The 14,450-nt window shown below is 45.2% G+C and carries 10 protein-coding genes; 1 reads left to right on the plus strand and 9 read right to left on the minus strand.

The window, feature by feature from the left end; translation table 11 throughout:
* Positions 1–123 precede the first annotated feature (123 nt).
* The 5 genes from carB to secA form a co-directional block, all read right to left on the minus strand.
* A complete protein-coding gene (gene carB, locus QTN94_RS04555) occupies positions 124–3,357 on the minus strand; it encodes a carbamoyl-phosphate synthase large subunit (RefSeq protein WP_138972504.1) in 3,234 nt (1,077 codons plus the stop codon).
* 16 nt (positions 3,358–3,373) lie between these two features.
* The gene (carA, locus tag QTN94_RS04560) at positions 3,374–4,513 is read right to left on the minus strand and encodes a glutamine-hydrolyzing carbamoyl-phosphate synthase small subunit (protein WP_138972505.1); all 1,140 of its coding nucleotides are present in this window, start codon (positions 4,511–4,513) and stop codon (positions 3,374–3,376) included.
* Positions 4,514–5,038: 525 nt separating this feature from the next.
* Positions 5,039–5,848, minus strand: coding sequence for a 4-hydroxy-tetrahydrodipicolinate reductase (dapB, locus tag QTN94_RS04565; protein WP_138972506.1), 810 nt, complete (start codon positions 5,846–5,848; stop codon positions 5,039–5,041).
* Between the two features lie 96 nt (positions 5,849–5,944).
* Positions 5,945–6,343: an 8-oxo-dGTP diphosphatase MutT gene (mutT, locus tag QTN94_RS04570; RefSeq protein ID WP_138972507.1), complete on the minus strand. Its 399-nt coding sequence runs from the start codon at positions 6,341–6,343 to the stop codon at positions 5,945–5,947.
* Positions 6,344–6,542: 199 nt separating this feature from the next.
* Positions 6,543–9,269, minus strand: coding sequence for a preprotein translocase subunit SecA (gene secA, locus QTN94_RS04575; protein ID WP_331416235.1), 2,727 nt, complete (start codon positions 9,267–9,269; stop codon positions 6,543–6,545).
* Positions 9,270–9,588: 319 nt separating this feature from the next.
* Between secA and QTN94_RS04580 the strand changes: the two genes are divergently transcribed.
* Positions 9,589–10,029, plus strand: coding sequence for a DUF721 domain-containing protein (locus QTN94_RS04580; protein ID WP_331427045.1), 441 nt, complete (start codon positions 9,589–9,591; stop codon positions 10,027–10,029).
* Positions 10,030–10,066: 37 nt separating this feature from the next.
* Here the strand turns inward: QTN94_RS04580 and lpxC are convergent, their stop codons facing one another.
* The 4 genes from lpxC to QTN94_RS04600 form a co-directional block, all read right to left on the minus strand.
* A complete protein-coding gene (gene lpxC / locus QTN94_RS04585; RefSeq protein WP_331427046.1) occupies positions 10,067–10,984 on the minus strand; it encodes a UDP-3-O-acyl-N-acetylglucosamine deacetylase in 918 nt (305 codons plus the stop codon).
* Between the two features lie 97 nt (positions 10,985–11,081).
* The gene (ftsZ, locus tag QTN94_RS04590) at positions 11,082–12,317 is read right to left on the minus strand and encodes a cell division protein FtsZ (RefSeq protein WP_331416232.1); all 1,236 of its coding nucleotides are present in this window, start codon (positions 12,315–12,317) and stop codon (positions 11,082–11,084) included.
* Between the two features lie 30 nt (positions 12,318–12,347).
* On the minus strand, positions 12,348–13,610 hold the full coding sequence (gene ftsA / locus QTN94_RS04595) for a cell division protein FtsA (RefSeq protein WP_138972512.1): 1,263 nt from the start codon (positions 13,608–13,610) through the stop codon (positions 12,348–12,350).
* Positions 13,603–14,385: a cell division protein FtsQ/DivIB gene (locus tag QTN94_RS04600; protein WP_331416231.1), complete on the minus strand. Its 783-nt coding sequence runs from the start codon at positions 14,383–14,385 to the stop codon at positions 13,603–13,605. Before QTN94_RS04600 ends, ftsA begins: the two co-directional genes overlap by 8 nt.
* Between the last annotated feature and the right edge of the window lie 65 nt (positions 14,386–14,450).

Genomic DNA, 14,450 nt, shown 5'->3' on the forward strand with positions numbered 1-14,450 from the left:
CACTTAGAGAAAGATTCGACTACAACCAATTCCATATTTTCAACAATATCGAGATAAAAAAGCCCGCTCAAATGAGCGGGCAATGAGGTTGTCATATAAGCTCTGTTGCGAGCCTACTGATTTTTATTTCGCTTCGTTCGCCGCGACTCTTGCGTGCAGCTCTTGAACTGAAGTTACCGACGTTTTCGCGTCTGCAGTGTGTGCCATACACACAGCAAAAGCTGCGTTTAGCGTCGTTGTGTAGTTTACTTTCTCTGCCAGTGCGCCACGACGTAGTACTTTAGAATCCTCAATCGCTTGACGACCAGAAGCCGTGTTGACGATATAGGTGTACTCATTGTTCTTGATACGGTCAAGAATGTGTGGACGACCTTCGTGTACCTTGTTCACTAGACGAGGGTTAATACCCGCTTCACCTAGAATTACCGCTGTACCATGCGTTGCATCTAGTTGGTAACCAAGCTTAGTTAGTTTAGAAGCAAGGTCCACTACACGCTGTTTATCGCCTTCACGAACAGACAGTAGCGCACGACCACCTTCTGGGTAAACCGCGCCACAACCAAGTTCTGCTTTAGCATAAGCTTCAGCAAACGTTGCGCCGACACCCATCACTTCACCAGTAGAGCGCATTTCAGGGCCTAACAGTGGGTCAACACCTGGGAATTTGTTGAATGGTAGTACAACTTCTTTCACTGAGTAGTATGGTGGGATGATCTCTTTAGTGAAGCCCTGAGACTCTAGAGATTGACCCGCCATAACACGTGCAGCAATTTTCGCTAGTGGTGCACCTGTTGCTTTCGATACGAATGGAACCGTACGTGCAGCACGTGGGTTGACTTCAATTAGGTAAACTTCGTTATCTTTCACTGCGAACTGAGTGTTCATTAGACCACGTACACCAAGTTCGAAGGCTAGCTTCTCAACTTGCTCGCGCATCTTGTCTTGGATTTCTTGGCTTAGCGTGTAAGCAGGAAGTGAACATGCCGAGTCACCTGAGTGAACGCCCGCTTGCTCGATATGCTCCATGATACCGCCGATAACCACACGCTCACCGTCACAGATAGCATCGATATCAACTTCCGTTGCATCATCTAGGAAACGGTCAAGAAGAACTGGCGACTCGTTCGATACGCTAACCGCTTCATTGAAGTAACGACGTAGGTCTTGCTCATCGTATACGATTTCCATCGCACGACCACCAAGTACATAGGAAGGACGTACAACAAGTGGGAAGCCAATTTCTTTCGACTTCTCAACCGCTTGTTCCATAGTGGTTACGGTCGCGTTTTCTGGCTGTAACAGGCCTAAACGCTCAACTGCTGCTTGGAAACGCTCACGATCTTCGGCACGGTCGATTGCATCTGGGCTAGTACCAATGATTGGTACACCCGCGGCTTCAAGCGCACGAGCCAGTTTAAGTGGAGTCTGACCACCGTACTGAACGATAACGCCTTTTGGCTTCTCAACACGCACGATTGAAAGTACATCTTCCAGTGTTACAGGTTCGAAGTACAGACGGTCAGACGTATCGTAATCGGTAGAAACGGTCTCTGGGTTACAGTTGACCATGATAGTTTCGTAGCCATCTTCACGTAGAGCTAGTGATGCGTGAACACAACAGTAGTCAAATTCAATACCTTGGCCGATACGGTTTGGACCTCCGCCAAGAACCATGATCTTATCTCTATCTGTCGGTTGAGCTTCACATTCGTCATCGTAAGATGAGTACATGTAAGCCGTATCAGATGAAAATTCAGCCGCACACGTATCAACACGTTTGTATACCGGATGAATATCATACTGGTCACGCAGACGACGGATTTCGCTTTCCGATACACCTAGGATTGAAGATAGACGAGCATCAGAGAAACCTTTGCGCTTCATCTTACGCAGAACATCTTCAGTTAGACCAGCAAAGCCACCCGCTTTAACTTGGTTTTCTAGGCTAACAAGTTCTTCAATTTGAACAAGGAACCAGCGGTCAATTTGCGTTAGGTTGAATACGCCATCGACTGACATACCAGCACGGAATGCATCAGCGATGTACCAAATACGCTCGGCACCGGCTTCTTTCAGCTCATGGCGAATAGTTGTTAGTGCGTCTGGCGCATCTAGGTCAACCATCTCGTCAAAACCATTTGCACCAACTTCTAGACCACGAAGTGCTTTTTGTAGAGATTCTTGTTGGTTACGACCGATCGCCATAACCTCACCAACGGACTTCATCTGAGTTGTTAGACGATCGTTAGCACCTGCGAATTTCTCGAAGTTAAAACGAGGAATCTTTGTTACTACATAGTCGATAGTTGGTTCGAATGATGCTGGAGTTGCACCACCCGTGATGTCATTTTGTAGCTCATCAAGCGTAAAACCAACAGCCAGTTTCGCTGCAATCTTCGCGATTGGGAAACCTGTTGCTTTAGAAGCTAGAGCAGAAGAGCGAGATACACGAGGGTTCATCTCGATGATAACCATGCGGCCATCTTTCGGGTTGATACCAAACTGTACGTTAGAACCACCTGTTTCAACACCAATTTCGCGCAGTACCGCTAGAGATGCGTTACGCATCAGTTGGTATTCTTTGTCGGTCAACGTTTGAGCTGGAGCAACTGTAATTGAGTCACCCGTGTGAATACCCATTGGGTCGAAGTTCTCGATAGAACATACGATGATACAGTTGTCCGCTTTATCACGAACCACTTCCATCTCGTACTCTTTCCAACCGATTAGAGATTCATCGATTAGCAGTTCGTTTGTTGGAGAAAGGTCAAGACCACGACGACAGATCTCTTCGAACTCTTCTTTGTTATACGCGATACCACCACCGGTACCACCCATAGTGAATGAAGGACGAATAATACAAGGGAAGCCAACCATATCCAGAACAGCGTAAGCTTGTTCCATTGTTTTCGCCGTATCAGCACGTGGACACTCAAGGCCGATAGACTTCATCGCTTTATCGAAACGAGAACGGTCTTCTGCTTTATCGATAGCGTCAGCCGTTGCACCAATCATCTCTACACCGAATTCGGCAAGGACGCCGTGCTTCTCTAGGTCTAGTGCACAGTTAAGCGCTGTCTGACCACCCATCGTTGGGAGAACCGCATCTGGACGCTCTTTTTCGATGATCTTACGCACGACTTCCCATTGAATTGGTTCAATGTAAGTGGCATCCGCCATGTCTGGGTCAGTCATGATGGTTGCTGGGTTCGAGTTAACAAGAATTACTCGGTACCCCTCTTCACGCAGTGCTTTACATGCTTGAGCACCAGAGTAGTCAAACTCACATGCCTGACCGATAACAATCGGGCCTGCACCTAGAATTAGAATACTTTTTATGTCAGTACGTTTTGGCATTCTCTACTACTCCGAATTAAGCGCTGTGTTGTTTGATTAGTTCGATAAAGTGGTCAAATAGCGGAGCCGCGTCATGTGGACCTGGGCTTGCTTCAGGGTGACCTTGAAAGCTAAATGCTGGCTTATCCGTACGGTGGATACCTTGAAGAGAGCCATCAAATAGTGACACGTGAGTTGCACGCAAGTTCTCAGGTAGCGTTGCTTCATCCGCCGCAAAACCGTGGTTCTGAGAAGTAATCATCACAACATTGCGGTCTAGGTCTTTAACTGGGTGGTTAGCACCATGGTGACCGAACTTCATCTTCACAGTCTTCGCACCAGAAGCTAGTGCTAGGATTTGGTGGCCAAGACAGATACCAAAGACTGGCAAACCTTTTTCTAGGAATACTTTTGTCGCTTCAATTGCGTAAGTACATGGTTCTGGATCGCCAGGGCCGTTCGATAAGAATACGCCATCTGGATTCAGAGCTAAGACTTCTTCCGCTGAAGTTTCAGCAGGCACAACGGTTAGGCGGCAGCCTCGGTCAACAAGCATACGCAGGATGTTGCGTTTTGCACCGAAGTCGTAGGCAACAACATGATATGGCAGCTCGCTATCGTCTTGCGCTTCAGGAAGTCCACCCTCAAGCGTCCACGAGCCCTGTTTCCATTGGTACGCTTCTTTTGTTGTAACTTCTTTCGCAAGGTCCATACCTTTTAGGCCAGGGAATTCTTTCGCTTTAGCAAGAGCTAGAGCCTCGTCTAAGTTGTTACCAGCGACGATACAACCGTTCTGTGCACCTTTTTCACGCAAAATACGAGTAAGTTTACGCGTATCGATATCAGCAATGCCGACGATATTTTGCGATTTAAGGTAGTCAGAAAGGGATTGTTGGTTACGGAAGTTAGAAGCGATAAGAGGAAGATCGCGAATCACAAGGCCTTGTGCGTGGATTGAAGAAGATTCTTCGTCTTCGGTATTAGTACCGGTATTGCCAATGTGAGGATAAGTAAGGGTGACGATCTGTTGGGAATAGGAAGGATCAGTGAGGATTTCTTGGTACCCCGTCATCGAGGTATTAAAAACAACTTCACCAACGGATAAACCATCTGCTCCAATGGAAACACCGCGGAACACTGTCCCATCTTCTAGGACTAACAGTGCTGATTTACTCAAGACAACCTCCAGAATAAAAATGCAAAAATAATAAATTTAACTGCAAATTTGCCTTCCTTGGCGCAATAAAAAAGCGCAAATAGGTATTTTAGACAAATTGGCGGTATTCTAAAGACGCTTGCGGTTCGTGTCAACATAGACATGAAAATAAATTTACTATTTAAAGCAGTTAAAACAAAAAATGGTTTTAGACCCCCAAAAAAACAAGTTTACTCGCGATTAGCAATCGTGTTCATGAAAATACGGTGAATCTCACTAACCATAACAGATTTAAGATCACATTTTTTTAGCCATGATTTACGCAAACGTTGCACCACCAAAGTTAACTCTCACTTTTAAGCATTTAATGCCAATAAGCGACCATAACCACCAAAAACACAACTAAACTTAACTAGTCACTGCACTTTAATAAAGGGTATGACAACCCATAACTATAGGCAGATACAAAAAGCGCCGGGATAACCCAGCGCATAATTATTTAATATTGCTTTAATGATTTGATCGTGTTGACCCATTCACCTCAAATTAGAGTTCATTGAGTCCAAGTACATCTGTCATTGTATAAAAACCGGCTGGCTTCTCTTTTAGCCACACCGCGGCTTTCACAGCACCGTTGGCAAACGTCATTCTATCGGTCGCCTTGTGTGTAATCTCAACACGCTCACCAATATCAGCAAACATAGCGGTATGTTCGCCAATGATGTCGCCTGCACGAATGGTTGCGAAGCCGATTTCATCTTTTGTACGTTCACCCGTAATACCCTCACGTGCGTATACGGCGACGTCATTGAGCTTATTGCCCATAGCTTCAGCAATCGCTTCGCCCATACCAATAGCAGTCCCTGAAGGAGCATCAACTTTATGTCTGTGGTGAGCTTCTACAATTTCGATATCGCAGTAATCACCCATTACTTTGGCGGCTTTCTCTAGAAGTTTAAATACTAGGTTAACGCCAACCGAGTAATTTGGCGCCATCACAACAGGGATCGCTTTAGCATGCTGATCAATCATTTCACGTTCTTGATCTGAAAATCCGGTTGTCCCGATCACAATGCACTTTCCGTGTTGCTTACAAAGCTCAATATTCGCCAACGTGCTCGCGGGGGCGGTAAAGTCAATGATCACATCAAAGTTATCAACCTCTTTTGCTAGGTCATCAGTCAGAAAAACATCGAGCTTCCCTTCACCGCATAATTCGCCGATATCCACACCCACTAATGATGATTCAGGGCGCTCTGAGCCAGCTGCCACTTGAGCTTGCTGGTTTAAGTAAGTCGCTTTAACTAGATTGCGGCCCATACGACCCGCTGCTCCTGCAATTGCAATACGTACCATTGCATTTTCTCCATTCTTCGAATAGTTGTTCTTATAGCCAATTGGATAAAACTAACAGTATTAATAGGCGATGGCTAGTCGGCTATAGAGTGCAAGTTAGCAAAACTCTTTTACTACTCGCTCTAGAATCGGCACATTGGCTTCAGGAAAGGTGTAATTAACAAGTTCATCTAGCGCAACCCACAAACCCTGTTGCCCTTCTTTACCGTAGGGTTCACCTTCAAATTGAGTCACTGTCATGAAATCAAATTTGAGTGACTTATCTGGATAATCAAACTCCAAGTGTTCAAAAGGTTGCTGCTCGGTAGTCGTAATACCAATTTCTTCTTCAAGCTCTCGAATCATGGCCTGTTCAATGGTTTCACCCTGCTCAACTTTACCGCCAGGAAACTCCCAGAAGCCCCCTTTATGCTTGTCATCTGGACGTTTTGTAATGAATACCTGTGATTTATCGAGGTTAAAAATAATACCTGCGACAATATGGATTCTTTTCATCTGACTTCCTAATTACTTTGGTTGCCATACCCTGCAACGGGGCAGACTGTTCTAATTACAAACATTAGATACAAAAAGAGCCGCAAACGCGACTCTTTATATTATCAATTTTCCATAGCAGCACGCGTTAAGGACAACCAGGCAATGCGGAGTTTACGTGAGTAAATAGGCACTGCCGACGCTGTCCTCAGCCAAGACATTAGTTTATTTGTCCGTGGCACTGCTTGTATTTTTTACCACTACCACATGGGCATGGTTCGTTACGTCCCACTTTACGTTCATCACGAACGACCGGTTGGTGAGCACCTTGCGATTCATCACTATCAGACAACTGATTATCAGCAGACGCATGTTGAGCTTGCGCACGTCGAGCCGCTTCTTCAGCTTGAGCAAGACGCTGAGCTTCCATACGTTCTACTTCTTCCTGCTGTTGAACGCGGACCTTAGAAAGAATCGTGATCACGTCAGCTTTTAGAGAATCAAGAAGACCTTCAAACAGTTCAAATGACTCACGTTTGTATTCTTGCTTAGGGTTCTTCTGTGCATAACCACGTAAGTGAATACCTTGACGAAGGTGATCCATCGCAGCTAGGTGTTCTTTCCACAATGTATCTAGCGTTTGTAGCATGACAGATTTTTCAAAGTTACGGAGTACTTGCGCACCGACCACTTCTTCTTTCTGTTTGTAAACGGCTACCGCGGTATCTAGGATCTTCTCGCGCAATGCTTCTTCGTATAGCTTGTCGTCTTCCTCAAGCCACTGTTTGATTGGGGCATTGAGGTCAAAGTCATTTTTAAGACGCTCTTGAAGGCCTTCAATATCCCACATATCTTCCAGAGATTGTGGTGGGATGTACTCATCAATCGTTGCAGACAGAACATCAACGCGGTTTTGTTCGATCATTTCGCTGATGTCTTCAACATTCATCAGTTCATCGCGAAGTTCGTAAACAACCTTACGCTGGTCATTCGCCACGTCATCGTATTCGAGCAACTGCTTACGAATATCGAAGTTGCGACCTTCTACTTTACGCTGAGCTTTCTCGATCGAACGAGATAACATCTTAGATTCAATCGCTTCGCCCTCATCCATACCACTTTGGATCAGGCTTGCCATACGATCAGAGGTAAAGATACGCAGCAGTGAGTCTTCCATCGATAGGTAGAAACGAGAAGAACCTGCATCACCTTGACGACCAGAACGACCACGTAACTGGTTGTCGATACGGCGAGATTCATGACGCTCTGTACCAATAATATGCAAACCACCCGCTTGCAGAACTTGGTCGTGAACCACTTTCCATTCAGCTTTAATTGCATCAATCTGCTCTTGTGAAGGATTTTGCAATGCCTCTACTTTCGCTTGCCAGCTACCACCCAACACGATGTCGGTACCACGACCAGCCATGTTAGTAGCGATAGTGACCGCGCCAGGAATACCTGCTTCTGCAACGATCTCAGCTTCTCGCTCGTGGAACTTGGCGTTAAGAACATTGTGCTTGATTTTGGCTTTCTTCAATGCATTAGAAAGAAGCTCAGATTTTTCAATCGAAACCGTACCCACTAGAGATGGCTGACCTTTCTCAACACGTTCTTTAATGTCTTCGATGATCGCGTTGAATTTTTCAGCTTCGGTACGATAAACCACATCTGGCATATCGTTACGAATCATTGGCTTGTTGGTTGGAATAACAACCGTTTCAAGACCATAGATAGACTGGAATTCGAACGCTTCTGTATCTGCGGTACCTGTCATACCTGACAGTTTTTCGTATAGACGGAAATAGTTCTGGAAAGTGATCGATGCCAGAGTCTGGTTTTCATTCTGGATCTTCACGCCTTCTTTTGCTTCTACCGCTTGGTGTAGCCCTTCTGACCAACGACGTCCCGGCATTGTACGGCCAGTGTGTTCGTCAACAATAACCACTTCACCATCTTCGGTAACGATGTAATCGACGTTTTTCTCAAACAATACGTGAGCGCGCAGAGCGGCATTCACGTGATGTAGTAGACTGATATTGGTTGGTGAATAAAGTGTGTCACCCTCTTCCATCAGTCCATTTTTAATCATTAGCTCTTCCACAAATTCTTGACCCGTTTCAGTCAAGTGAACTTGCTTAGACTTCTCATCTACAGTGTAGTGACCGTCACCGCGGTACTCTTCTGAATCTTCTTTATCTTGTTTTTGTAGATGTGGGATCAGGGTATTAATGCGAGTGTAGAGCTCTGAGCTATCTTCAGCAGGGCCTGAAATGATCAGCGGCGTACGCGCTTCATCAATCAGAATCGAGTCCACCTCATCGACAACAGCAAAGAAGCGTTCACGCTGTACGCGGTCTTCGGCACGGAAAGCCATATTATCGCGTAAGTAGTCGAAACCAAATTCGTTGTTTGTGCCGTACAGAATATCGGCTAGATAAGCTTGCTTCTTCTCTGGTGGCGCCATGTTAGGCACGTTCACACCAACAGTCATACCTAGGAATTCAAATAAAGGACGGTTTGTTTCTGCATCACGTTTGGCTAGATAGTCATTCACCGTAACAACGTGGACACCTTTACCAGGAAGGGCATTTAAGTAGGCAGGCAAGGTTGCTGTTAATGTTTTACCTTCACCTGTACGCATTTCTGCGATTTGGCCTGCGTTCAGTACCATACCACCGATAAGCTGAACGTCGAAATGGCGCATGCCATAAACACGCTTAGATGCTTCACGTACCGTTGCAAAAGCTTCTGGTAGTAATTTATCTAACGTTTCACCCTGTTCTAAACGCTGACGGAACTCAACCGTTTTAGCTTTTAACTCTTCGTCAGATAGAGCTTCAAACGTTGGTTCGTAGTTATTAATCTCTTTTACAATTTTTCTCAGGCGTCGCAGTGTTCTGTCATTGCGACTGCCAATTACCTTTGTCAGTAGCTTAGTTATCATTTGCTATGAATCTCTCTTTATTTAGATCGGGCCCGATCTATTTCAATGCCTTCAGTCTCTAACAGTTTTTTACTAAGAATACTGAGATAAATCACGTAACTCAGATATTGAGATGAGAACTCTAGATTTCAAGGCTTATATCACTATAAGTGGCGCATAGTTTATGAAATTTTGCCTCCGACAACCAATAACAAGGTGATTTGTTTGAAGCATTCTTTATTTTTTGACGTTATATGATGGAAGTTTATTCGTTATCTGCCCTATCTTCGTACCAATCCTTTGACTAAAATAGGGCTGACTATGGAACTTGAGGCTCATTATGAGAGACCATCGCCCGACGTTAGGTGACGAGATCATTGCCGATTCACGACTTTCGCAGCTCCAACAGCACGCAAAAGAGATCATGACGATCAACAAAGAATTAAAGGCAATTCTGCCCAGAGGCGCGGAAGATCATTGCCGGGTGGCAAACATTCGCGATAATCAACTGTTCCTCGAAGTGGCCAGTGCAGGGATCAAAATGAAGATCGACTATGAGCGTTTGCATATCCTTAACCAATTACGAACAAAAGGTTTTGCCCGCCTCATTGGTGTAACGGTGCAGATCAACCCAGATCTTTATCGAAGCCGTGAAGAGAAAAAAGAGAGATCTAAGCCTCGCGACCCTATTTCTGAAACAGCCGCTCAGTACTTAGAAATGATTGCCAGTGGTGCATCACCTAAAGTTAAGGCTCGTTTGGAAAGATTAGTTTTATTGTAGGCATAAAAAAGCCAGACTCTCGTCTGGCTTTTTTAATTCAATCTAATACTACATTTGGCTCGGCAAATGCTACCGGAGACGTTGATTCTTCTTCGAAAGTCACCCACTCCCACGCTTCTTGATCAGCAAGTACTGAACGAAGTAGCTGGTTGTTTAGACCATGGCCTGATTTGAACGCACGGAACTCACCAATAATTGGATGACCACACATGTAAAGATCACCAATTGCATCAAGAACTTTATGCGTCACAAACTCATTTTCGAAACGAAGGCCTTCTTCATTCAAGATACGGTACTCATCAAGCACGATAGCGTTATCGAAGCTACCACCTAGAACTAGGTTCTGTGATTGAAGGTATTCAATATCGCGCATGAAACCAAACGTACGTGCACGAGAGATTTCTTTCACGAAGCCTTGAGAAGAGAAGTCAAACAACAAGTGTTGCTCATCTGCATCAATCGCTGGGTGATTAAACTCGATTTCGAAATCCATGCGGAAGCCATTGAAAGGAACAAACTCAGCCCACTTATCGCCATCTTCAAAGCGTACTGGCTTTTTAATGCGAATAAAGCGTTTCGCCGCGTTTTGCTCTTCAATACCAGCCTGTTGCAACAAGAATACGAACGGGCTCGCACTGCCATCCATAATTGGAATTTCTGGCGCATCGACTTCAACAACGATGTTGTCAATGCCCATACCAGCAAGAGCCGCATTTAAGTGCTCTACTGTAGAGATACGTACACCTTGATCATTCACCAGCGCTGTACATAGCATTGTATCGCGCACAGATTCTGGATCCGCAGGAAAATCAACCGGTGGATTTACATCGGTACGGCGGTAAATAATGCCTGTATTTGCAGCTGCTGGGCGAAGAGTAAGTGTGACTTTACGACCAGAGTGGAGACCCACACCAGTTGTTTTCACTATTTCTTTCAGAGTACGTTGTCTGATCATCTACTTTGCCTCAGTAAAAATGCTACAAATCACGGTCAATGGTGATATTGACCGTGCATGCTACCACAAAATTGAACAGTGTCAAATTGCGATTGTATTAGTCAGCTTGACGACGTAAGAAGGCTGGAATATCTAAGTAGCCGCTTTCTTTGTCCGCTTTCGGCGCTGCACTTTGGCTTGCACTCGAACCAGACGACGCAGATGTCGTTGGCTGAGGAGTTACCTGTGGCTTATCTTGCAAAGTTGATGCCGTTTTCTCTTCCACTTTATTGACGGTTGCATGCTGAGATGTCACCGCTTGTGGTTGAGTCTGTGGCTGAGCAACTGGCGCAACTTTCGCCTTACCGCCCGCAACTAGCGTGATGTCAGGTTTCTTCTCGTTACCAATACCCGTAGCAACAACTGTTACACGAATTTCATCTGCCATATCAGGATCAAGTGAAGTACCAATAACAACCGTAGCGTTATCTGATGCGAAAGCTTTTACTGTATTACCTACAGTTTCAAACTCGTCTAGACGCATATCTAGACCCGCAGTGATGTTCACAAGTACACCACGTGCGCCAGCAAGATCGATATCTTCAAGCAGCGGGCTTGAAATCGCCATTTCAGCCGCTTCTTCTGCACGGTCTTCACCTTTTGCAACACCGCTACCCATCATCGCATGACCCATTTCCGACATAACTGTACGTACGTCAGCAAAGTCGACGTTAATCATGCCAGGACGAGTAATCAGCTCTGCAATACCCTGTACTGCATTCTTCAATACATCGTTAGCACTCGCAAAGGCTTCAAGTAGTGTGATACCACGACCAAGTACTTTGAGAAGCTTTTCATTAGGAATCGTGATTAATGAATCCACATGTTTAGAAAGCTCTTCAATACCTTGTTCAGCAAACGCTAGGCGTTTCTTGCCTTCAAAGCTAAATGGCTTAGTCACTACAGCAACAGTCAAGATATTGAGCTCTCTTGCTACTTCTGCAATTACTGGGGCTGCACCTGTACCAGTACCACCACCCATACCAGCTGCGATAAATACCATATCGGCACCACTCAGCTCTTCTTTAATTCGATCACGATCTTCGAGAGCTGCGTCACGCCCAACTTGTGGGTTTGCACCTGCGCCAAGTCCTTTTGTGATATCACCACCAATCTGAATAACGCTATTCACGCTGGTTTTACGAAGTGCCTGAGCATCAGTATTAATACTAATAAACTCAACACCTTCGATGGATTCACGTACCATGTGTTCAACGGCGTTACCGCCACCGCCACCAACCCCAACGACTTTAATTACTGCATCGTCAGACATTTCCATCATCGGTTCAAACATGTGTTATCTCCGTTTTTCCTGCTGCTCAGGTTAAAACTCTTTTTGTATCCAATTACGCAAACGACCAAATAAACCCGTTACAGAGGCACGAGAGGGCTCGTTATACTCAGTATCATCATTTACTCGTGCATCTCTTGCGTAATGAAGTAAACCAACTGCCGTAGAATGATACGGCTCTTTAACGTAATCAGTTAAGCCACTCACCTCTAAGGGTTTGCCGACTCTAACTTGGTTGCGGAATACACGTTCCGCACATTCTACCAAACCTTCAATCTGTGACGCTCCTCCTGTGAGCACCACTCCTGCGGCTAGGTGATGTTTAATCCCTTCTTCGCGCAGTTTTTCTTGTACGGTATCGATAGTTTGGTTAACCAGTCCCATCAACTCAGTATAACGAGGCTCAATCACTTCAGACAAAGTCTGTCTTTGTAAACTGCGTGATGGGCGTCCGCCTACACTTGGAACGTTAACTGTATCATCTTTACTGACTAACTCACTTAGAGCACAGCCATATTTCACTTTAATTTCTTCAGCATCACTAACTGGGGTACCGAAGGCAAAAGCGATATCACTTGTCACTGCATTGCCAGCGTATGAAAACACTTCGGTATGACGCAATGCGCCGCCAGTCCAAATGGATACATCCATCGTACCAGCACCGATGTCTACAACACAAACACCAAGCTCTCGTTCATCTTCAGTGATCACAGCATTACTCGCTGCTAACCCTGAATAAACCAGATGCTCAACTTTGAGTCCACAACGCTCGACTGCTTTTATGATATTTCTCGCCATATCATTGTGACAAGAGATCAGGTGCACGCTAACTTCCATGCGCACTCCTGATAAACCTAGCGGATTTTTTATCCCTTCTTGATAGTCAATCGTAAATTCTTGAGGGATAACGTGCAGAATGCGCTGTTCGTCACCAATCTTAATTGATTTGGCAGTATGAATCGCACGATCCATATCTTCTTGAGAGACCTCTTCATCCGAAATGGTTCCCATGCCTTTCTCAATTCGGCTAGCAATGTGACGCCCTGAAAGGGAGATAAACACATTCGTGATATCGCATTCTGCCATCAGCTCTGCTTGATCGACCGCTCGCTGAACCGATTTTACAACCGATTCAAGGTCATTCACGCCACCTTTATCCATCCCGCGGGAAGGACTGCTGCCTGCGCCAATAATATTGATTTGACCATCAGGCAATACTTCACCCACGAGAGCCGATACGGTTGCAGTGCCTATATCAAGACCAACAATAATGCTGTCATCAGCGGTCTTAGTCATCTGTATTCTCTTGCTCTAACTCTTGTTCTGGGAACCATCCAATTGAGGCTCCCGTATCATACCTGAGGTCGATGTAGCTTACTCGCTGAGCATCGCTACCCAAATTCTGATAAAGCGAAACAAAGCGCTCTATCCGTTCCTGTAGTGACTCTTTGCCTAGCTCGAGGCGAATTCCGTTATCTAGGATAATCTGCCAAGCTCGGCGTTCATTCAACACCAAGGAAGTAATCGTTAAGTTAAGTGACTGAAACTTTGGACTGATCTCACGCCACACTCGCAACACTTCTTCGCTACTGTTTTGCGGTCCATAAAGTTTTACTCGCTCTTCATCCAATTTGGCTATGTCACCGTCGAAAACTTGCCCATCTTCATTGAGTAGTGCATTGCCATTCCAGATAGCCTCTGCATGAAACTCAGTAAGAAAGACTTTAACCGTGTCAGGCCATTGTTTACGAATTGAGGCATGTGATACCCAGGGGATAGACTCGGCCATATTTTGTAGCACGTTAATATCCTGCGACATAAACGTTCCAACATGATCAAGCTGAGCAAATGCTCGCTGTACATCAGCTGCTGAAACGTAATGTAATTCACCCTGGAGCACGATCTTAGATAGCGGAAGACGCTGGTCATCCCACATCCAAGAGATCGTAGAGTAAAGGAGAGAGCCTATTAACAACAATACCACCAGCAAGAATGCGCCACCTAGAGCGTGTTCTTTAACTAGTGGTTTAGAGGTTAAACGACGGCCTTCATTAAAAGCACTTTTAATCAAAGTCCATAGTCCTTGCCAATTAGCTCGCTTATTTTCCCTATCTCAATTCGTATATAGAGGCAAAA

Origin of the sequence: Vibrio sp. M250220, assembly GCF_036533795.1 — a bacterium.
GTDB lineage: Bacteria > Pseudomonadota > Gammaproteobacteria > Enterobacterales > Vibrionaceae > Vibrio.